We start from the raw sequence: 20,932 nt of genomic DNA, 5'->3' as shown, positions 1-20,932 counted from the left end.
CGTAATTCGTAATTTCCAATCATAATTACGAATTACGAATTATCAATTATTACTGATAACCCCGCCATGGTGTCACTTCTAGTGTGCCGCTGGGCTTAAATACTACTTGGAAGTGAGCAAGAGGTTCCTGATTGTTGGGAGCAGCTACATTGGAACCGTAAATGGATTGGAACATCTTCGGTAGGGGTGTTTCCCGAAAATAGTCAAAAGCTACTTGGTTAAGCGGCTCATAGTCAGCAATTACACCGTCTTTGTTGACAGCTACCCGATACTTTAAATCTCGCTTAAATGTGGGTTTACCACCCCAATTTCGGCGAACTGTATTATAAAGTTTTTGATTTAAACCTTTGACTATATTGGCGTCACTAATTTTTGTTCCTATCACCTCTGGCGTTCTCAAATATCCCCGCCAAGGGCTAACTTGTAGTACACCTTCTGGAGTAAAGACTACTCGAAACTGAGCAATCGGTTCATTGGAAATAGGAGCGCGATTAGCAGGATTATATAAAAGGTTAGGTAAAGGAGTTTGCCCAATTCCTTCATTAGCCTCTTTGTTCACAGCTTTATAACCAACGATCGCTCCATCCGCAGCTACACCTAGACGATAGATTAATTCCTGTTTTAATCCTAAGCGATTAGTCCAAGCTGGATGAATTTGGTTATACACTTGGCGATTCAATGCCCGCAACTGGGATGCGTCAGTAATTTCGGGAACTGTGGTTAACAGTGATTCTAAATTTTTAACTGGGGGCGTTGATGTCGGATTTGCCGCAGCTATAGGTGTTGCCGCAGCAGCAGTTAGAGGCGTTGTTGCAGCTGAAGCTGAAGGTGTAATGTTAGGCGTTATCGAGCTAGTTTTGTCATCTGGCTGAGACTGTGGTGGACGCACTTGCGGCGGTGGAATCATGTTAAAGGCGATCGCAGCCACTGCTAAACTTGACACACCCACAGCGGCAGGTACTGCTTGCCTAATAAAGGCTGGACTAGCACCACCATAACGTCTGGTAACTGGTTGTAGTTCTAATGACAACTCTGGTAAAGTTTGGCTATCTGCAAAAAACTGATCTACGGCTTCGACTAAATCAAACAGTTGTACTGTATTCAAATCTATTTGAATAGGCGGTCGTTGAGAATAGTTAGTAGGGTTAGATTCAAAACCCTCTGGCGCACTCTCTGAATGCACAATTAACCTGTGTTGATCACTGCCAATTTTCTGAAACTCCACTAGCTCCGATTCTTGATTATGCGCTTGTGGATTTGGTACACTACTCAGAAATTCTTGGGCATAAGCACTAACTGCTCTTACCAAACTTTCAAAAAATTCCCGTCCACCCGTCAAGGGTTGATTATAACCAGATAAATAGCATTCGGCATTTACCAATATTGACAGTTCCGGGCGCAGTTCTTGAAAGTGGGCAGCCCTAGAAACATCACTTAATCCTTCTAAGAGCAGCGTACAATTAGGCAGACTGTACTTACGTTGGATGTTCATTCTACTTCCCCGTCAAATAGACTAATCCAGAACCGCTGCATTCCAGCTGTACCGGTACAGAATAATAATTGTCCCAATAAATTTATAGCCAGTTCATCTAATTTTGCATCAGAAGTTAATGCCAGTACACCAGAACGCCTAGCATTCATCCGGCTTTTAAAATGCGCTCTAAACCGTTCCAGGTAATTAGATAGCCGTAAGTTCTGTTCTAGTGGAATCTGTTTTTCATCTAGTTGTTGATATATCATTAGTAGCTGGCGAATGACGACAGTTAAACGCCGCGCTATATAGCAAGCAATTACCACCAAAGCTTTAGCTTCAATAATCGTTAAAGGACGGCGGATGTGCGCTCGTCGCAGAGGGTTAGAGCTACGCATCCGCCATAAATTCACCCTGTCTTTAATAATGCTTTTAAGATCCAACTCTTGAGCAAAACTGAGGATGGCTTCAGAACCACCAAGTTCTAAAGCTTCAATTGCCAGTAAAATCAGGTCAATTTGCAATTTGGTTCGCCGAGGACATCCTTGTCCCGCGATCGCTGGATCTGGTAAAGTTTCCAGAATTGTTGGCAGCGACTGGGGGGAAGGGCTGTCGAACGGCGTTAAACTTGCGGAAACATTCATTCTATAAAATACCTTTTGCGGTTCTCACAGACTAGGTAAAACAAATTTAAGATAGGTAGCCAGACAAGAACATTACTACCTGATTATGTACATTACTTACTCTTTATACTCAAAGATTTCCTTATACTGAAATTAAAGTTTTAAAGCATCAGTTCATCACCTCTTTTGTTAGCACAGTACCTTTCCTAGCTTGGTTTAGATTCTAATTATCGTCAACAAATGGCGAAAATCAGCTTCAATCTGCCCAAGCCAGTCAGAAATTCGCACCTGTGAGTCGTCTTTCAAACTGGGTGTTAAGGATTTTAATCCATAAATTGCCGCTGTATTTTTCCTTGGTTATCCAGAATAACCTACGTACAGCTTTAATTTCTGTCATTCGTTTCTTGGCAGAGAGACTGTTTCGGCTGAACGAATCACAGCCAGCGTATGACATTATAGTGTACGATTTTTCAGGTATCTGGAATTGGGGCTAGAGACTGGCGACTGGGGACAAGGAGACAAGAGAACGAGGGTAATGCCCAGTACCCAATCCCTAATCCCCAATCCCCAATGCCCCATGCCCAATCCCCAATACCTGTTTTATGGATTTGAAGTCTCTAATTCGTGATATCCCTGATTTTCCCAAATCTGGAATTTTATTTCGAGATATTACTACACTGCTGCGCGATCCGAACGGACTGCGCTACACTATTGACTTTTTAACACAAAAATGCACTGATAGTGGGTTGAAGGTAGATTATGTCATCGGCATAGAGTCGCGGGGGTTCATAATCGGCTCACCTCTAGCTTACAAATTAGGAGCTGGTTTTATCCCCGTTCGTAAGAAAGGTAAATTACCAGCAGCCGTTTACTCAGTTGAATATGAACTAGAGTATGGTACAGACTGTCTGGAAGTACATCAAGATGCTTTGCAACTAACTAGCCGAGTTTTGATTGTGGACGATTTGATTGCCACAGGTGGAACTGCAAAAGCAACAGCGGAGTTAGTGCAGAATATTGGCTGCGAACTAGTGGGATTTGGGTTTATTATCGAGCTACGGGATTTGCAAGGGCGTAAACATCTCCCAGATGTGCCGATTATCTCCCTACTTGAATATTAGTCATTAGTCATTGGTCATTAGTCATTAGTCATTAGGCAAAGGACAAGTGACAAAAGACAAAGGGCAAAGGACAAAGGATAAATGACATCTACAAGAATTTCTTTGGAGACAGGACGAGATTGGCTAACTAAGCTAGTCACGAACGAGACTTTTATTTATGTAGTGAAACGGGTATTGCAGGCGCTGCTAACTTTGTTGTTGGCGTCAGCGTTGTCGTTTTTCATTATTCAACTTGCTCCAGGGGATTATGTAGACACGCTACGGCAAAACCCAAAGATATCTCCAGAAAGAATTGAGGAGATTAAGCGACAGTTTGGTCTTGATAAGTCTTGGCCGGAGCAATTTGGATTATGGCTATGGCGAATTCTCACAAAAGGAGATTTTGGCACAAGTTTTGTTTATCAACGCTCAGTGGCGTCGCTGTTGTGGGAGCGTGTACCAGCAACTTTGCTATTGGCGATCGCTTCTTTAATTGTGACATGGGCGATCGCTATCCCTTTAGGTATTGTTGCCGCAGTTCAGCAAAATAAGCTAACTGACCGAATTCTACAAGTGATAAGCTACGCTGGACAAGGTTTTCCCAGTTTTATCACTGCCCTGGCATTGCTGGTCTTTGCTCAAATCACTTCCCCTCTGTTCCCAGTGGGTAGCATGACTAGCATTAATCACTCGGAACTGTCGTGGTTTGGCAGATTACTAGATATCGGCTGGCACATGATTTTACCGACGATTGCGCTTTCAATTACCAGCTTTGCTGGTTTACAACGTATTACTCGCGGCGAATTATTGGATGTTCTGCGTCAAGATTATATCCAAACGGCTCGTGCCAAAGGATTACCAGAAAACCGTGTAATTTATGTTCATGCTCTCCGCAACGCCATAAATCCTTTAATTACCTTATTAGGTTTTGAATTAGCCGGTTTACTCAACGGTGCATTCATTGCCGAATTTTTCTTCAACTGGCCCGGTTTAGGTAGGTTGACTTTACAGGCTTTACAAGCTCAAGATTTATATTTGTTAATGGCAAGCTTAGTAATGGGCGCAGTATTGTTAATTGTCGGCAATTTAATCGCTGACTTAATGTTGAAAGCTGCCGACCCACGTATTCGCTTAGAAAATTTGAATTAGTTATTGGGCATGGAGCATAGGGCATTGGGCATTGCATATTTAGTTATTTTTCCCACTCCCTCACTCCCCCACTCCCTCACTCCCCCACTCCCTTCTCTCTCCATGCTGTCCGAAGTTTATTATCTACTGCGTTCAAAAACCGATGGTCGGTATCTGATAGCTCGTCCCAATGCCGAAGCATCGGGCTATCTGTTGTTGTTTAACGAAAACTTTGATGCTTTGAGCTATCTCAACGCTCACGCAGCAGAAGTGGCAAACCACTTTGCTGTAGAATCTATTCCTAGAACACAAGTTGGAAACTTACTGAAACGTTGGGGTTTTGATGGTATAGGCCTTGTAACTGATCCTTTATTACCCAAAGTTGAGTTTTTGCAACATAATTAAATTTTTGGATTTGCGTAGACGCTTCCTCGGCTTGTCGTCAGATATCGCGTGCTAATTTATTAACTAAACAAAGGAGCGATCGCACAAGTAAAATCAGGTAATAATGGTGAACTCAATTCATCACCATTGAACAAGGTAGCAACTAACTTTAAAATCGCTTGTTCGCGTCTATAAACTTCCACCTGTTGCTTACGCCAATCCACAATCCAGTATTCCCTGACACCCTGTGCTGAGTAAAGCTTCAGTTTAAGTTCCCTGTCCCGCTTTTCATTCTCAGTACCGGGAGATAACACCTCTACAACCAGTTCTGGCGCACCAGTCAAATGCCCTGCATCGTCTAAAAGTAGGGGCAATCTCTCATTGCTAGCCCAGACGACATCGGGAATAACATTATCATTGTCGCCAAAAATTATTCCTGGAGCTATTACGACTTCTCCCAAACCACTAGCCTGTGACCAGTTATCTAAGACTGTGCTAATTCTGACACAGGTTTTTTGATGATTCCAGTGAGGCGCTCTTGTCACAAACAATTCCCCATCGATAATCTCATAGCGGTTCCCGTTATCTGGAAACAATTCTAAGTCGGCGGTAGTCCAGCGTACTCTCTGAGTTATCGGCTGGTTCATAAATCATTTATGTTAGGGGATTTACCCATTTTAGCTTGGGTTGAAATGAGAAATACTCAGCAGCAAAAAATCCCACGGATGGCTACCGTGGGATTGTGATTAGTTACTTGACTACACTACGACCTTTTCTTTTTCTAATATCAGCTTGGCACGCTTCACTTGGTCAGGAATGGTAACAGGATAATCTCCTGTGAAGCAAGCAGAACAGAAACTATTGGTGTCTTCTCTCGTAGCTTCTAGCATTCCCTTCCAACTGAGATAAGCAAGGCTATCCACTTCTAGTTGCTTAGCAATTTCTTCCACGGACTTGGTAGCAGCAATTAGCTGATCTTGGCTATCTGTATCAATGCCATAGAAGCAAGGGTGAGTTACTGGTGGAGAAGAAATCCGCATATGTACTTCTATTGCGCCAGCTTCACGCAAGGTTTTGACCAGTTTACGACTAGTAGTACCTCGGACAATCGAGTCATCCACAATGATTACTCTTTTACCCGCCAACACATCTTTGAGGGGATTAAGTTTCATGCGGATACCTGACTCGCGCATGGTTTGTGTTGGTTGAATGAAGGTTCGCCCAACGTAGCGATTTTTAATCAGTCCTTCAGCGTAAGCGACACCAGAAGCTTGGGAAAATCCGATCGCAGCAGGTATACCAGAATCAGGAACACCAAAGACAATATCGGCATCTACAAGAGATTCTTCAGCTAGTTGCCGTCCTAACCGCATCCGATAGCTGTACAAACTCTCGTTGTGCATGACGCTATCAGGACGAGCAAAGTAAATCATTTCAAAGATACATAACTTACGCTGAGGTTGTTGACTCCAATGGTAAGAAGCCAAACCTTCTTCGGTAATCCAAACTAATTCGCCCGGTTCGACATCCCGCAGATACTCTGCGCCAATAATATCTAAACCGCAAGTCTCGGAAGCGAGAACGTAACGAACTGGATTTCCAGGTAATGCGCCAATTACTAGGGGACGGATGCCATTAGGGTCGCGGACGCCCATAACGCCATCGGGAGTCCCAATAACTAAACTAAAGGCTCCTTGGCAGCGGTGGAATGCTTTAATCGAGCCTTCTAGCCAATCTGCACCAGCGTTAATAGCTTCGGCGATCGCAAAAGCGATCATTTCTGAGTCTGTAGTCGTTACTAAATTACATTTGCTCCTAAGTAACTCTTCACGCAAATGCACTGTATTGACTAAATTACCATTGTGTGCAAGCGCTATTTTACCTAAACGAGTTTCTAGCACAGCAGGTTGAGCATTAACTTTGCGGCTAGAACCTGTAGTGGAATAACGGGTATGACCAACGGCTAGGCTACCAGGCAAGTTTTCCAAGACGGATTCATTGAAAACTTGCGACACCAAGCCCATATCTTTGTGTAGGTGTACTTGTGTACCCTCAAATGTAGCAATTCCCGCCGATTCTTGACCCCGGTGCTGGAGGGCATACAATCCAAAGTAAGTCAGCTTAGCAACATCTTCTCCTGGTGCATAGATGCCAAAAACACCGCAAGCTTCTTCTGGCTTATCAGGACGATTTTCATGACTATTCGTTGGGTTATTGCTCTGTTGAGGGTATTCATCCGAAGCGACGGAATCGATGGGAATCATGCTAGCTTTGCTCCTGGTGGGGGGGGTCAAGTCACGGAGATTATGTCGATAGATAGTTGGAGATTTCTTAATAAATCTTTAACCATCCTTTAAAACAGTACCGTAATTCTGTTCAGAGATGCCAATTATCCGGGGAGGGGGTATTTAAAAAATCAGCTGGAGGTATTGGTGTCAGTAATTAAACGTCTGGCGATCGCGTTGTAGTAGCGATCGCTCACTTCTTCGATCTTAACTTTGATTAAAGTTTGATTATCAGTGGTTAAAACCGCCAAATCAGTGCCGGGATTGCCCACTTTACCTAGTTTTTGCCAATTCTGTTCCAGATGTTCTTGCAAATATGATTCCCAAATTTCTTGATGTTCTGATGCTACAGAAACTAAAATTCGCGCCCCACCTTCGCCAAATAGCACCTCATCAAGGCGGATCTGATTTGTAGGTATTTCCAGATTTATTTGGGTACCAAGGTTACCAGCAATGCAACATTCTGCTAGAGCAATAGCTAATCCCCCTTCGGCACAATCATGAGCTGAACGTACCCAACCAGTAAGAATTCCCTCGCGGCAAACTTTCTGTACACGACGTTCTAAGTCAAAATCCACCCGTGGCGGTTTTCCAGCAACAGTGCCGTGGATAGAGGCTAAATACTCAGATGCTCCCAATTCAATTTTGGATGCTACAGGCAATCCGAGAAGATAAATTACATCGCCTGCTGCTTGCCAGCCTTGACCACTAATTTTAGTTAAATCAGAAATTAACCCCACCATACCCACAACAGGAGTAGGATAAATCGGTTGTGGGTTACCTTGAGAGTCGAGGGTTTCATTGTACAGGGAGACATTTCCGCCTGTAACAGGTGTTGCAAACTCTTGACAAGCTTCAGCCAAACCGCGACAAGCTTCTGCTAATTGCCAATAACCAATCGGTTTTTCTGGAGAGCCAAAATTTAGGTTATCCGTCACAGCCAGAGGTTCTGCACCCACACAGCTAAGATTGCGTGCAGCCTCTGCGACTACAGCTTTAGCTCCTTCATAAGGGTCAAGATAAACATAACGAGGATTGCAATCTACCGTGGCTGCTACACCGCGTTGGATATTGGAAATTCTCCCTCCCTGTTCTTCAAGGGGGCGCAAACGGACTACAGCCGCGTCTGCACCACCTGGGAGAATGACAGTATTGTTCTGCACCTGATGGTCATACTGACGATATACCCAACGTTTAGAAGCGATCGTGGGTGTATCGAGCAAAGTTAAAAGAACATCATTCCAAGTTTGGAGATTTCCGCCGATTTCGATGCCAGCAGTTGTACACGAGGGTAAGCAATCAGCTGTCCATTCCCAAGCTTTCAGGGCATATTCTGGGGGTTGAGTTAACAATTCTCGATTGTACAGTGGGGTATTCTCCGCCAAAGCTTCAGCAGGAATTTCTGCGGCTACTTCACCCTCAAACAAAATCCGCACAATTGGTTCAGCAATCACTGTACCAGCAACAACAGCTTGAAGTCCCCAACGATGGAAAATGTCAATTAACTCTCCTTCACGTCCCTGATGAGCAACGAACAGCATCCGCTCTTGAGATTCTGAAAGCAGGTATTCATAGGGAACCATCCCCAATTCACGCACAGGAATTTTATCTAAATCGAGTTCAATTCCTACACCGCCTTTTGCTGCCATCTCTGAGGTAGAACAGGTGATTCCGGCAGCTCCCATATCTTGTGCAGCGACAACTGCACCTGTCTTAAACGCCTCCAGACAAGCTTCAATTAATGACTTTTCTAGAAATGGGTCACCTACTTGAACTGCGGGACGGTCATCTATTGACTGATCACTCAATTCTGCACTGGCAAAACTTGCGCCTCCCATGCCATCGCGTCCAGTGGTGGAACCGACATACAGCACAGGGTTACCCAAGCCAGACGCCCCAGATTTAACGATTTCGGGCGTTTCCATTAACCCCAGCGCCATAACGTTCACCAGAGGGTTACCAGAGTAAGCAGAGTCAAAGTAAACTTCGCCGCCGACAGTAGGTACTCCGACACAATTACCATAATGGGCAATTCCTGATACCACACCACTAAACAACCGCTGGGTTTTGGCGTCTTCTAGAGAACCGAAACGCAGCGAGTTTAATAGGGCAATGGGACGCGCACCCATTGTAAAGATATCTCTGAGTATGCCTCCTACTCCGGTTGCGGCTCCTTGAAAGGGTTCAACGGCTGAGGGATGGTTATGGGATTCAATCTTAAACGCTAATTGCAGCCCGTCGCCCAAATCTACAACGCCAGCATTTTCACCAGGCCCCACAAGTATGCGAGGCCCAGTTGTAGGAAATTGTTTGAGCAAAGGCCGAGAATTTTTGTAACAGCAATGCTCTGACCACATTACCCCAAACATTCCCAGTTCAGCTTTGTTGGGATGACGCCCTAACCGGCGGACAATTTCTGCGTATTCTTCGGGCTTTAGACCCTCAGCAGCGATTTCTTGGGGGGAAAAGGGAGCAGCAGATGTAGCGGTCATGGAAGTATTGCACCAATTGGACAGAGCATTATTCTATCGATTTACTTGCCCTGTAGTGCAGTTCTAGGAATGTACTATAATTCTGTGATCACTTTAAATAGGGTACAGTCTTCTTCTAAGATGAGGAAGAGTATTGAGCGATCGCCCACTCAACATCATCAGTCGTATATTTCACAAAAAGATTTATTTATCTTTACATAACTATTTTTTTTGCACCCAACTACTTAGTGCTAATACATAAAATGCTAACAATGTAATCTAACTAACAATTGCAAGCTTTATAAAGTCTATAAGTCTACTAAAAGTCATAAATTAGTTGGGTCTATGCAGTTTAGTTGTAACAAACAAGTGATATCAATCACAGGTATTTATGATTAAGATCGTCTCACTATTATTGCCAATTAGGCATAATTGTATACAACTGAACTCTAGCCGAGTCATTAATAGGGAACACACTAATTGCCGACAACTTTTTTAAGTCTGTCGGCTTTTTGTATATATTTTTAGATCCCATTAAGAAGCCAGTCTTGAAGAGTTACTGGATTACTGGGGGTTCCCCGACTTTTTCGCCTTGGTCTCCGACAAGAGAAGTAACTGCCGCCAATTGGCGTTGTTTCCTCCATGAATCGCTGGCGTCAAATAGCTGCGTTTAACCGTAATAGTTATTTGTTGGTTATAAAACTAACCAATGCTAAATACTCCATAAAATTTCCCCACAGTTGGTTGTTAACCTGACAGAATTTTGCCACAGCTACTACCAAGTGTGGAGAAGGTATGATCAAATTAGAGATGTTATGGCTATTGAGTGTTAATTGCTTGCACTCACTCTACTAGACCGTAAGCCCACTTTAATAGAATCACCATACTTTGTATTAAGACATCGCTTGAATGATGTAATCAAAGTAAGGTGCTGCTTCAGCAGCATCTGGCGCACTTAGTAAGTCAAGTGAGGCTTTCTTGAGGGAATTGATGGCTTCTACCATTCCTGGCACGGGAACACCCAGTGAGTTATACATTTCCCGAACACCAATCAAACCGATTTTTTCAATTGGCTCTTTATCGCCAGCAAGTACGCCGTAGGTAATCAGGCGCAAGTACCAGCCAAAGTCACGGATACATAGAGAACGTTGACGTTCACCGTAAGCGTTACCACCAGGAGCAATAAAATCGGGACGCTTCTGCCAAAGCTGTTTAGTAGCTTCCTGAACTATCTTTTTTTCGTTTTCAGCTAAGGTCGCAGCAATCCGCGTCCGTTGCTCACCAGTTTGCAAAAATTCTTTGATACTCTTGAGTTCGCCACTGCTGGGATAACGCAGTTCGTCGTCGGCTTTGAGAATAACTTGGTTAATTACAGTCATGATTATTGCAATCACGCAAAGAAATATTATTTGCTAGTTTAACGACTCAGAGGTACACAAGTGAAGAGAGATCAGGGAAATGAAGGGAGTATAAGCTAGAGGCCTTCTTAATGATTGCGAACTGTGAGAGTGGAAAAATCACGGAGAAGGACAATAAGAACTGATGATTAATGCTCAATACCAATACTTTTCTACGAGAGGCTGCGCCCTAAGCGTAGCTATGCCGCAGGCTTTATGACTTCTCTACGAGACCGGAGGCGTTAGCGATACTTCTCTACGAGAGGCTGCGCCCTAAGCGTAGATATGCCGCAGGCTTTACGACTTCTCTACGAGACCGGAGGCGTTAGCGAAGCTTTCGCTTTAGCGATACGCTCAGTACAAGTGACAAATGACAAATGACTAAAATAATTTGGCAACAGGGTGAATTAATTGAAGTGACGATCGCCGACTTGAATGATACAGGCGACGGTGTAGGGCGTTTTGATGACCGTGTGGTATTTGTGCCAGATACAGTACCAGGCGATCGTGTGCTTATTCGCTTGGTACACGTTAAACCAAAATACGCCCACGGCAAGCTTCAGCAACTATTGCAACCATCTACTCATCGTATTCGACCTAGCTGCATTGTGGCTGATAAGTGTGGCGGTTGCCAATGGCAACATATTGATTATGACTACCAGCTAGCAGCCAAACGCAATCAAGTTATTCAAGCATTAGAACGCATTGGCGGTTTTATCAAACCACCAGTAGATCCAGTACTATCTGCACCTTCTGCCTTGGGCTACCGTAACAAAGCCACCTATCCTCTAAGTAAATCGGCAACAGGACAAGTACAAGCTGGTTATTACCAAAAGGGTAGCCACCAATTAATTAATTTAAATCAATGCCCAGTTCAAGACCCACGATTAAATCCTTTACTTGCTGAAGTTAAGCAGGATATTCAAAAGCAAGGCTGGCAAATTTATGACGAACAGCGTCACCAAGGGCAAATTCGCCATCTTGGTTTACGCATTGGACGCCGCACAGGAGAAATCTTGCTGACTTTGGTGGTGAAAGACTGGAATTTACCAAGAATTGAAAACCAAGCCCAGGAGTGGTTAAAGCGCTATCCCCAATTGGTAGGAGTCTCACTCAATCGGAACCCTAATCGCACAAATGCGATTTTTGGAGATGAAACTCGTTGTATTGCCGGAGTTCCTTACCTGCGTGAAAAATTTGCTGGACTGGAATTTCAAGTCCGCCCAGATACATTTTTCCAAGTTTATACAGAAACAGCAGAGGCACTGTTGCAGGTAATTCAGTCAGAACTGAATCTGCAAGGTAATGAAGTGCTAGTCGATGCCTACTGTGGTATTGGAACTTTAACATTGCCCCTCGCAAAACAAGTGCGCCAAGCTACAGGTTTAGAAGTGCAAGCAGCAGCGGTGGAACAAGCTATTTTAAATGCCCAGTCTAATGGAATTAATAATGTGAGATTTCAAGTTGGGGCGGTTGAAAAATTGCTACCAGGAATGGGCATCATACCAGAAGTAGTATTACTCGACCCACCTCGTAAGGGGTGCGATCGCTCTGTAATTGACGCTTTACTGCAATTGAAACCATCTCGGATTGTCTACGTCAGTTGTAAAGTAGCTACTCTCGCCCGTGACCTGAAATTACTTTGCCAAAGTGGGCAATATAATATCACACGGGTACAACCTGCTGATTTTTTTCCGCAAACGGCTCATGTGGAAGCTGCTGCTTTTCTTGTGCTATCACAGATTGAATAAGGGCTTGAGTCTTTTACAAAAACTCAAATTTCAAATTTGTAGTCGAGTGCATACCAAAAATGCTAAAATCAAATTAAGCTAAAAATAGAATTCATTTTGTTTAAAAAAAATTAAAGTTGCATGGCTCTTAGAAATATAAATTGGGTTGTCTAAATTACAATTCGGCAAATCGCAGAGTATGAAAGTACTCTCTTAAACTACAGCATCTTTTAAGTTGCTGGCTGCATTAGCAAATTATTACTAGCCGTTTTTATCCCAGCAATCCTAACTCATGTATAGAGTCAATGCTCCCCAGCATTTTAAAAATTTAGTTTTAAAGACGCAAGTTTGAAGGCAGCATGACCACCTCAATTTTTATCAGGGTGCCTATAAAAGCAAACTGATGTCTAGCTAACTAAAAGCTATGGGGTTTCTCTTGTGATTACTATTTCGCTCCGTCCGGTTGGACGTTATTGGGGTACAATTAGTTTTGCCTCAACCCTATATCTTTGTCCGATATTAGATTTATTATTGGCAGAGATTCCCGCAAAATTACAAGCAGAACTGCGACTAGGACTTCAAGAAGCCTTAGTAAATGCAGCAAAACATGGCAATAATCTTGATCCTAGTAAAAGAGTTGTAGTCCGTTTTTCTTTAATAGATAATCAGTATTGGTGGATAATATCAGACCAAGGTAGTGGCTTTATTCCATCATCAAAAGTTGATGATGATGAGGAGCCAACAGATTATCTACCGCCTGATGAGGCAGAAAGTGGCCGTGGTTTATGTCTTCTGCATCAAATCTTCGATCAGGTAGAGTGGAACCGTAAAGGCACAGAATTGAGACTTTGTAAACAATTAGAAAATCGCCCCCGCCTATCTCTGCGACGGTAAGCTAGTTATGATTTAGAAGTGAGGAGTCATGAGTTTTAAATTCTTAACTCCTCATTCCTAATTATTAACTTTTTCCGTGAGACGGACAGGGTGGGGCAGAAATAGATCGATCTAACCAACCAACAGCCTGTTCTAATCTTGCTTGAGCTTCTTGTGGCTGATTCTTGAGGAGAAACACAACAGCGGCAGCAACTTGCTCACTCGCGCGAGAATTGCGGTTAGACTTGAGGCGATGCCAATCGTTAGGAGAGATGGTTAGCCTTTCCATCAGGGCTTGGGCTAGTTCCAGAGTACTAAATTCATTCAGTTGGCTAGTTTTAGGCAGCTGGGTAGATTGAGACATAACTATTGGCACATTTGCATTTACTTCTACTTTACTACTTGTAAATGAAGCCGCCTAAACAATCGCAGCCACCACAGGGAAATCAGGAACCAGATTTTGAACAAGAACTGGAAGAAGTAGAGCGATCGCTCCTATCCTTGAAAGAACGTTATGTTCAAGTGCAACGCGATCGCTTTTCAAAAGCAGAATTGCAACAGCGCCTTAACAGGCTGAATCAAAATAAGTATCAGACGCCAGAAATCAAAGCAGAGTTACGGCAAATCAAACAGCAGCTAGAAGTGCTAGAACTAAACTTAGAAAGCCAGTTATTTTCTTGGGGTAGCCTAAAAAAACCTTTCTGGCAAGCCGTCCGCTTTGGTGGAATGGGCGTTATCATAGGCTGGATATTAAAGTCCTGTGCTGGGTAAATATGGTAAATCGACGGATTGCAGAAATATTGCGAAGTGGTCAACCTGATGAGTCCCTCCAAATTCAAGGCTGGGTGCGGACAAAGCGCGAGTCTAAAGGGTTTGCTTTTATTGAAGTCAATGACGGCTCATCACTAGCTAATTTGCAAGTCGTGATCAATCAGGATTTGCCAGATTACGAAGCTATCTTGAAAAAACTGAATACAGGTGCAGCTGTCGAAGCCACAGGGGTGCTGGTGGCTTCTCTAGGCAAAGGACAGCGAATTGAGTTGAAAGCAGAAGCAGTGAAAGTCTACGGTGAAGCTGATCCCGACACATACCCGCTGCAAAAGAAACGCCATTCCTTTGAATTTTTGCGTACAATTGGACATTTGCGATCGCGCACTAATTCTTTTGGTGCAGTTTTCCGCGTTAGAAATGCCTGTTCTACTGCGATTCACCAATTCTTCCAAGAAAGAGGCTTTTTGTGGGTACACACGCCAATTATCACAGCTAGCGACTGTGAAGGCGCGGGTGAACTTTTCAGCGTTACTAGTCTGAATCTTAAAGATATTCCCCGCACAGAAAACCAAGCAGTAGATTACACTCAAGACTTTTTTGGTAAACCCACATATTTAACAGTTAGCGGTCAGTTGGAAGCGGAAGTAATGGCGATGGCGTTTAGTAACGTCTACACCTTTGGGCCTACCTTCCGTGCAGAAAATTCCAACACCTCCCGCCACCTAGCAGAATTTTGGATGGTTGAGCCAGAAATGGCTTTTTGTGACCTAGAAGGCGATATGGATTTAGCAGAGGCGTTTCTCAAACACATTTTTAAATATGTGTTGGAAACTTGCCCAGAAGACATGGAATTTTTCAATCAGCGCATTGATAATTCTGTGTTAGCAACAGCCGAAAATATTATTAATAATCAGTTTGAGCGCTTAACTTACACAGAAGCTATCAAAATCCTCGAAAAAGCCGATGTCAAGTTTGAATATCCTGTAAGTTGGGGTTTAGATTTACAATCAGAACACGAGCGTTACTTAGCTGAAGAACTTTTCAAAAAACCTGCGATCGTCACAGATTACCCAGCGCAAATCAAAGCATTTTATATGCGCTTAAGCGATGATGAAAAAACCGTCCGGGCAATGGATGTTCTTGCGCCTAAGATTGGGGAAATTATTGGCGGTTCTCAGCGGGAAGAACGCTTAGAAGTACTAGAACGCCGCGTCTTGGCGCAAGGGATGAAGCCCGAGGATTTGTGGTGGTATCTCGATTTACGCCGTTTTGGAACTGTTCCCCACGCTGGTTTTGGGTTAGGTTTTGAACGACTTGTGCAATTTATAACGGGTATGGGAAATATTCGTGATGTGATTCCGTTCCCGCGTACACCGCAAAATGCGGAGTTTTAGGATTCAATAAAAATCTATTATCGAACAGAATTCAGGCGTCAGAATTCTGTTCGATAAAGGAAGCTCATATGAGATGAGGCGTATTGCAATACACCTGATGAATTCTAAATTAGAGATTGCTATAAAGTAACTTAATAGTTGGTGAGTCATAATTCATCATCACGGAATGCCAATAATGGATGACGAATTATGAATTATTTGTTACCGCTTGCCTACTTGAGATGAGTGACACTAGTGTTAAAAGCAATTGTGCTAAATACAACCCTCATCAAAGAAGTTGAATAGGAAGCAATAATGGCAATTCCCAGCAAACAGGTAAAATCTACCACTGATATTGGAGATAATAGACGCACCCAAACCCACATCCAGGTTCGCATTCCCCAAGAACTACATGAGGAACCAGTGATTTCACGACTGGTTTCTCACTACGGTGTCACAGTCATTATTGCTGCCGTTCGGGTAAGCGTAAACGTGCCAGAATACAGTTGTTTCGATCTGGAGTTACGAGGGACAACATCCCAGATTGAAAGTGCCTTAACCTACCTGGATGAATTGGATTTAGAAGTTTTGCACCAATCGACTCCTGAAGAAGATGGGTGGTAGATTTAGTTAAAAGTTAGGAGTTAAAAAATTTATAACTCTTAACTTTTAACTCCTAACTGGATTTAAGCCATTTGATTTTCAATCGCCCACCGCGCTAGTTCAGTGCGGTTATGGAGATTGGTTTTGCCCAACATATTGGACACATGGCTTTCAACGGTGCGCTGACTAACATTTAATTCTTCAGCAATTTCCCGGTTAGCCAAACCCCTGGCTACAAACTGTACTACTTTCAGTTCGGTTGGGGTTAACTGCACATCGAAGGGAACCTGGATGCGGGAACCGTTTTCTCCTCCTTTTGCTTGGTGTTCTTTCCAACGGATAGTTTGTTTCAGTGAGGATTCTACTTGCGCTACGAGTTCTTCTGGCTCAAAGGGCTTGACCATATATACATCAGCACCTTTATTCAGACCCTTAACTCGGTCTGCGCTTTGTCCTTTAGCTGAAAGGAAGAGAACGGGAATCCAGCTGGTACGCTCGTTTTGCCGGACTTGTTCTACAAAAGTATATCCGTCCATTTCCGGCATCATCACGTCGCAGATGATCATGTCTGGAACATCGTGTTCTAAAATTTCCAGAGCTTCTCGTCCATTTTCCGCGGTGATAACTTCATATCCCCGGAATTCTAAGTAATCCTTCACCAGCAAGATGAGGTTAGGGTCATCATCAATCAATAGAAGTCGTTTGTGATCTTTCATGCTGGGTTCTTTCATAGCAGTGGCACTTGTCGCGCTTCGATCCATCAAGGTCTTTAATAGTTATCCTCTATGGTGGATTCTTTGAGACTTTGTCTTTTTTTTCACTTAACTTAACTTTTTCCTTTGCTATCTTGAATTCTCAAAAGTGCTAAGCGCTTTTAAGATACAAGTAGCCTAATGAAAAAAGTTCAGCAAGGATACGTATAGCAGTAGTATCTATAATGCGCTATTATATATCGCTTTGAAAGGGGCGGGCTAAAAAACACTGATTAAATAATAATCCTTCTGATTCACAAGTAAGTTTTGGCTTAAGATGACCCTACCTCAAAACCAACCCGCGCTTTCTTAAAGCTTACTGCCATACTATATCCTTCGGATGTTAAGCTTCTACGAGATGTTCACAAGAAACTGGATAAGTTTCTGGCAAAGGATGGCTTAAAAATGCATATTCTTCTACCACCTTATTGCCTATTAAGTGTTCTTGGATGATCCGCTCAATAACTTCTGGCTTTGCTTGGCGATACCAGACCCCATCCGGATAAACCACCATTATGGGGCCAGAACAACAAACTCGCAAGCAATTGGCTTTGGTTCTAAAGACGTAAATGGGACGACTGTCTTGCGGCTGGTCAAGTTTTAGCTCTCTAAGCCGCTTTTTTAAGTATTCCCAAGACTCCAGACTAGCTTGTTTTGAGCAGCAGTTAGCAACCGTCTGGTCAGCACAGATGAAAATATGTCGCTGAATTTTAGCCAGTCCTAGAGTTTTTACACAATTACTTAGGGCTTTATGTTCTGGGGATTTAGTAGTTTTGGGGATTTGATGGCTGGACTGGATCACTAGATTGTTACTCATTGAGCGGCTCCCTGATTACAGTTCTATAACAATTTCCAAGCTTTGCAAATAAAGTTGACTGAGAACGGGATCAGGGATTAGGTACTGGGCATTGGCTACTGGGGATTGGCTACTGGAGATTGGGAAAACTCTGTCCCAGCCACCAGTCCCTAGTCCCCAGTCCCTCTGAAACCATATAAAAATATTCGTAACTTATGGAACGGAACCTGAAAATCTCGAATAATTAAGTATTTATACTTAAGTAATCTTGCGCTCCTATAGTTCGGGAACCCGTACTCAAGAAATCATTGCTATTGCACGTCGCTGTTCGGTAAATTAGCACTCAGGAGTTGAGAGTGCTAACTCTGGAGAAATTTATATGGCAGCTGTATCTCTAAGCGTTTCTACAGTTAAACCTTTAGGCGATCGCGTTTTCGTGAAAGTGAGCGCCTCTGAAGAAAAGACCGCAGGTGGTCTGTATTTGCCCGACACCGCCAAGGAAAAGCCCCAAGTAGGGGAAGTAGTCGCCCTTGGCCCTGGCAAGCGTAATGACGACGGTAGCCGTCAAGAATTGGAAATTAAAGTCGGTGATAAGGTGCTGTACTCTAAGTACGCTGGCACTGATATCAAGCTCGGAACCGAAGAATATGTACTGCTCTCTGAAAAAGACATTTTAGCAGTCGTCGTCTAATGGGAAATAGGGAATAGGGAATGGTTCAAAACAATTACCAATGACGCCAGTTCTTTCAAGTCGGCGGAGCCGCCCACAAGAATGGCTCCCCAATGCCCAATCCCCAATTCAAGAAAAAATTAACTTAACTCACTCCTCAAATTTAGACACCTATGGCAAAGCGCATTATCTACAATGAAAACGCCCGTCGCGCCTTAGAGCGAGGCATGGATATTCTGGCTGAGGCTGTAGCTGTTACCCTTGGCCCCAAAGGTCGTAACGTAGTCCTAGAGAAGAAGTTTGGCGCACCACAAATCGTCAATGATGGTGTGACCATCGCTAAAGAAATCGAATTAGAAGACCACATTGAAAATACTGGTGTGTCTTTGATTCGGCAAGCTGCTTCCAAGACCAACGACGCTGCGGGCGATGGCACTACTACCGCAACTGTTCTAGCCCACGCGATCGTTAAAGAAGGCTTGCGGAACGTTGCCGCTGGTGCTAACGCGATTTTATTAAAGCGCGGTATTGATAAAGCAACCACCTTCTTAGTGGAAAAGATTGCCGAACACGCTCGTCCTGTAGAAGATTCCAAAGCTATTGCCCAAGTTGCTGCAATCTCTGCTGGTAACGACGAAGAAGTAGGTCAAATGATTGCTCAAGCTATGGACAAGGTGGGCAAGGAAGGCGTAATTTCCCTAGAAGAAGGGAAATCTATGTTCACAGAATTGGAGATCACCGAAGGGATGCGCTTTGACAAAGGCTACATCTCTCCCTATTTTGCCACCGATACTGAGCGGATGGAAGCGGTTTTCGATGAGCCTTTCTTGTTGCTGACCGATAAGAAAATCGCTTTGGTACAAGACCTCGTACCAGTTCTAGAGCAAGTAGCTCGTGCTGGTCGTCCTTTGGTGATTATCGCCGAAGATATTGAAAAAGAAGCTTTGGCAACCTTGGTAGTTAACCGCCTGCGGGGTGTGCTGAACGTCGCTGCTGTTAAGGCTCCTGGCTTTGGCGATCGCCGCAAAGCTCTGCTAGAAGACATCGCAATCTTGACTGGTGGTCAACTGATCACTGAAGATGCTGGCTTAAAGTTGGAAAACACCAAAATTGATAGCTTGGGCAAAGCTCGCCGCATCACCATTACCAAGGACAACAGCACAATTGTTGCTGAAGGTAACGAAGCTGCTGTTAAAGCTCGGATCGAACAGATTCGCCGTCAAATTGAAGAAACTGAATCTTCTTATGACAAAGAGAAGCTGCAAGAACGTCTAGCTAAGTTGGCTGGTGGTGTTGCTGTGGTGAAAGTCGGTGCAGCCACCGAAACCGAAATGAAAGACAAGAAACTGCGCTTAGAAGACGCTATCAACGCTACCAAAGCTGCTGTAGAAGAAGGTATCGTTCCTGGTGGTGGTACAACTCTGGCTCACCTAACTCCAGTACTCGAAGAGTGGGCGAACAGCAACCTGACTGGTGAAGAGTTAACTGGTGCGTTGATTGTAGCTCGTGCCTTACCTGCTCCTCTAAAGCGGATTGCTGAAAACGCTGGCCAAAATGGTGCAGTTATTGCTGAACGCGTCAAAGAGAAGGAATTTAACGTTGGCTTCAACGCAGCAACTAACGAATTCGTCGATTTGTTAGCTGCTGGTATTGTTGACCCTGCCAAAGTGACTCGTTCTGCTCTGCAAAACGCTGCTTCCATTGCTGGTATGGTGTTGACAACCGAATGTATCGTTGTTGACAAGCCTGAGCCTAAAGATAGCGCTCCTGCTGCGGGTGCTGGCGCTGGCGGTGACTTCGATTACTAATACTCTGTAGTTACTAGTTTGTAAAAAACAGCTGCTTCCCATGTGGAGGCGGCTGTTTTTTTATGCGAACTGTGAACGATGCAAAAATTTTCTAAACCGTTTTTAAAAGGTCTTAACAGATGATAAATGCAGTAAACAACTATTAATTACCCCTTTTTTGCTCTTAGGAATCTTAATTTTTAAGAGCGTTCTAGAAACTCATTTGGCTCAATCCCTGCTTGTCTTAAAATTGCAGGTAATGCTCTCTGTGGCATATCACCAGAATGATTAGGAATAGTAGTATAACGATTAGTTTCAGGATTAAACTAGATTTTGTTACTTCCTGCGGCTTGACGATAAAAAACGAAGTCAAATGTTTTCAAAATTTTGATAATCTGTCTATAGCTAAATCCAGCTAACCGCCCCATAAATTTACTACTGGCTTATAACTAAAGGATAGTTAAACTGCTCTGCTATTGGTTGCAAATAATCTGTTTCCTCTTCCTGAGACTGTGCTTCTAGTAACTTTCGCGCTACATCGCGGGCAATTTCTAAAGTTTCAGCAACTGTCCGTCCTTGAGCAACTAAACCTTGAAGTTCATCAGATGTTGCTAAATAAACGCCCTCTGGTAATTTCTCAATTTGGATATTTAGTAATCTTTCCATTTTTGTCAGCGGTTATTACGTTTACTTCCATTTTTATCGTATCGCTTTTCTA

At 43.5% G+C, this 20,932-nt stretch carries 21 protein-coding genes; 11 read left to right on the top strand and 10 right to left on the bottom strand.

Going from position 1 to position 20,932, the window contains the following annotated elements:
• Nucleotides 1-49 precede the first annotated feature (49 nt).
• Both WKK05_RS32740 and WKK05_RS32735 read right to left on the bottom strand, forming a co-directional pair.
• Nucleotides 50-1,492 carry a DUF4335 domain-containing protein gene (locus WKK05_RS32740; protein ID WP_341527151.1) on the bottom strand — a complete coding sequence of 481 codons (1,443 nt, stop codon included), beginning with the start codon at nucleotides 1,490-1,492 and terminating at the stop codon, nucleotides 50-52.
• Nucleotides 1,489-2,115, bottom strand: a complete 627-nt coding sequence (locus tag WKK05_RS32735) for a DUF3038 domain-containing protein (protein ID WP_341527150.1) — start codon at nucleotides 2,113-2,115, stop codon at nucleotides 1,489-1,491. The genes WKK05_RS32740 and WKK05_RS32735 overlap by 4 nt, the downstream gene beginning before the upstream one ends.
• Nucleotides 2,116-2,696: 581 nt before the next feature.
• Here WKK05_RS32735 and WKK05_RS32730 point away from each other — a divergent pair.
• The 3 genes from WKK05_RS32730 (at nucleotide 2,697) to WKK05_RS32720 (ending at nucleotide 4,727) form a co-directional block, all read left to right on the top strand.
• Nucleotides 2,697-3,215, top strand: a complete 519-nt coding sequence (locus WKK05_RS32730; RefSeq protein WP_341527149.1) for an adenine phosphoribosyltransferase — start codon at nucleotides 2,697-2,699, stop codon at nucleotides 3,213-3,215.
• Nucleotides 3,216-3,296: 81 nt separating this feature from the next.
• A complete protein-coding gene (locus WKK05_RS32725; protein WP_341527148.1) occupies nucleotides 3,297-4,343 on the top strand; it encodes an ABC transporter permease in 1,047 nt (348 codons plus the stop codon).
• A 102-nt stretch (nucleotides 4,344-4,445) separates the two neighbouring features.
• Entirely contained in the window at nucleotides 4,446-4,727 is a 282-nt protein-coding gene (locus tag WKK05_RS32720) for a hypothetical protein (protein WP_341527147.1), read from the top strand.
• Between the two features lie 59 nt (nucleotides 4,728-4,786).
• On the opposite strand, the gene WKK05_RS32715 is transcribed toward WKK05_RS32720, so the two are convergent.
• The 4 genes from WKK05_RS32715 to apcD form a co-directional block, all read right to left on the bottom strand.
• Nucleotides 4,787-5,353 (bottom strand): Uma2 family endonuclease, encoded by a 567-nt coding sequence (locus WKK05_RS32715; protein WP_341527146.1) that lies wholly within the window; start codon nucleotides 5,351-5,353, stop codon nucleotides 4,787-4,789.
• Between the two features lie 111 nt (nucleotides 5,354-5,464).
• Nucleotides 5,465-6,970, bottom strand: a complete 1,506-nt coding sequence (gene purF / locus WKK05_RS32710) for an amidophosphoribosyltransferase (protein WP_341527145.1) — start codon at nucleotides 6,968-6,970, stop codon at nucleotides 5,465-5,467.
• Nucleotides 6,971-7,122: 152 nt separating this feature from the next.
• A complete protein-coding gene (gene purL / locus WKK05_RS32705; protein WP_341527144.1) occupies nucleotides 7,123-9,483 on the bottom strand; it encodes a phosphoribosylformylglycinamidine synthase subunit PurL in 2,361 nt (786 codons plus the stop codon).
• 872 nt (nucleotides 9,484-10,355) lie between these two features.
• Nucleotides 10,356-10,841 (bottom strand): allophycocyanin subunit alpha-B, encoded by a 486-nt coding sequence (gene apcD / locus WKK05_RS32700; RefSeq protein ID WP_341527143.1) that lies wholly within the window; start codon nucleotides 10,839-10,841, stop codon nucleotides 10,356-10,358.
• 395 nt (nucleotides 10,842-11,236) lie between these two features.
• On the opposite strand from apcD, the gene rlmD reads away from it, so the two are divergent.
• Together rlmD and WKK05_RS32690 are read left to right on the top strand one after the other, a co-directional pair.
• Complete coding sequence (gene rlmD, locus WKK05_RS32695; RefSeq protein ID WP_341527142.1) at nucleotides 11,237-12,610, top strand: 23S rRNA (uracil(1939)-C(5))-methyltransferase RlmD; 1,374 nt, start codon at nucleotides 11,237-11,239, stop codon at nucleotides 12,608-12,610.
• Nucleotides 12,611-13,027: 417 nt separating this feature from the next.
• Complete coding sequence (locus tag WKK05_RS32690) at nucleotides 13,028-13,483, top strand: anti-sigma regulatory factor (protein WP_341527141.1); 456 nt, start codon at nucleotides 13,028-13,030, stop codon at nucleotides 13,481-13,483.
• A gap of 64 nt (nucleotides 13,484-13,547) precedes the next feature.
• Here the strand turns inward: WKK05_RS32690 and WKK05_RS32685 are convergent, their stop codons facing one another.
• Entirely contained in the window at nucleotides 13,548-13,826 is a 279-nt protein-coding gene (locus WKK05_RS32685) for a DUF6439 family protein (RefSeq protein ID WP_341527140.1), read from the bottom strand.
• Nucleotides 13,827-13,870: 44 nt separating this feature from the next.
• On the opposite strand from WKK05_RS32685, the gene WKK05_RS32680 reads away from it, so the two are divergent.
• The 3 genes from WKK05_RS32680 (at nucleotide 13,871) to WKK05_RS32670 (ending at nucleotide 16,230) form a co-directional block, all read left to right on the top strand.
• The gene (locus WKK05_RS32680) at nucleotides 13,871-14,233 is read left to right on the top strand and encodes a hypothetical protein (RefSeq protein WP_341527139.1); all 363 of its coding nucleotides are present in this window, start codon (nucleotides 13,871-13,873) and stop codon (nucleotides 14,231-14,233) included.
• A gap of 2 nt (nucleotides 14,234-14,235) precedes the next feature.
• Complete coding sequence (gene asnS, locus WKK05_RS32675) at nucleotides 14,236-15,627, top strand: asparagine--tRNA ligase (RefSeq protein ID WP_341527138.1); 1,392 nt, start codon at nucleotides 14,236-14,238, stop codon at nucleotides 15,625-15,627.
• A 294-nt stretch (nucleotides 15,628-15,921) separates the two neighbouring features.
• On the top strand, nucleotides 15,922-16,230 hold the full coding sequence (locus tag WKK05_RS32670) for an NIL domain-containing protein (protein WP_341527137.1): 309 nt from the start codon (nucleotides 15,922-15,924) through the stop codon (nucleotides 16,228-16,230).
• 62 nt (nucleotides 16,231-16,292) lie between these two features.
• Here WKK05_RS32670 and WKK05_RS32665 read toward each other — a convergent pair whose 3' ends face one another.
• Both WKK05_RS32665 and WKK05_RS32660 read right to left on the bottom strand, forming a co-directional pair.
• Nucleotides 16,293-16,970, bottom strand: a complete 678-nt coding sequence (locus WKK05_RS32665) for a response regulator transcription factor (protein ID WP_010997804.1) — start codon at nucleotides 16,968-16,970, stop codon at nucleotides 16,293-16,295.
• Between the two features lie 334 nt (nucleotides 16,971-17,304).
• Nucleotides 17,305-17,778 carry a ferredoxin gene (locus WKK05_RS32660; protein WP_341527136.1) on the bottom strand — a complete coding sequence of 158 codons (474 nt, stop codon included), beginning with the start codon at nucleotides 17,776-17,778 and terminating at the stop codon, nucleotides 17,305-17,307.
• Nucleotides 17,779-18,136: 358 nt separating this feature from the next.
• Here WKK05_RS32660 and groES point away from each other — a divergent pair, with 358 nt between their 5' ends.
• The 3 genes from groES to groL are packed head-to-tail and all read left to right on the top strand — an operon-like array spanning nucleotide 18,137 to nucleotide 20,235.
• On the top strand, nucleotides 18,137-18,448 hold the full coding sequence (gene groES / locus WKK05_RS32655; RefSeq protein WP_341527135.1) for a co-chaperone GroES: 312 nt from the start codon (nucleotides 18,137-18,139) through the stop codon (nucleotides 18,446-18,448).
• 40 nt (nucleotides 18,449-18,488) lie between these two features.
• Nucleotides 18,489-18,626 carry a hypothetical protein gene (locus WKK05_RS32650; RefSeq protein ID WP_341527134.1) on the top strand — a complete coding sequence of 46 codons (138 nt, stop codon included), beginning with the start codon at nucleotides 18,489-18,491 and terminating at the stop codon, nucleotides 18,624-18,626.
• Nucleotides 18,601-20,235 carry a chaperonin GroEL gene (groL, locus tag WKK05_RS32645; RefSeq protein WP_341527133.1) on the top strand — a complete coding sequence of 545 codons (1,635 nt, stop codon included), beginning with the start codon at nucleotides 18,601-18,603 and terminating at the stop codon, nucleotides 20,233-20,235. Before WKK05_RS32650 ends, groL begins: the two co-directional genes overlap by 26 nt.
• 414 nt (nucleotides 20,236-20,649) lie before the next feature.
• Here groL and WKK05_RS32640 read toward each other — a convergent pair whose 3' ends face one another.
• Nucleotides 20,650-20,880, bottom strand: coding sequence for a DUF1902 domain-containing protein (locus WKK05_RS32640; protein ID WP_341527132.1), 231 nt, complete (start codon nucleotides 20,878-20,880; stop codon nucleotides 20,650-20,652).
• Between the last annotated feature and the right edge of the window lie 52 nt (nucleotides 20,881-20,932).

The organism is Nostoc sp. UHCC 0302, assembly GCF_038096175.1.
Classification (GTDB): Bacteria; Cyanobacteriota; Cyanobacteriia; order Cyanobacteriales; family Nostocaceae; genus UHCC-0302.
Note: the sequence above shows the minus strand (reverse complement) of the source record. Positions and strands in the feature narration are given on the sequence as shown.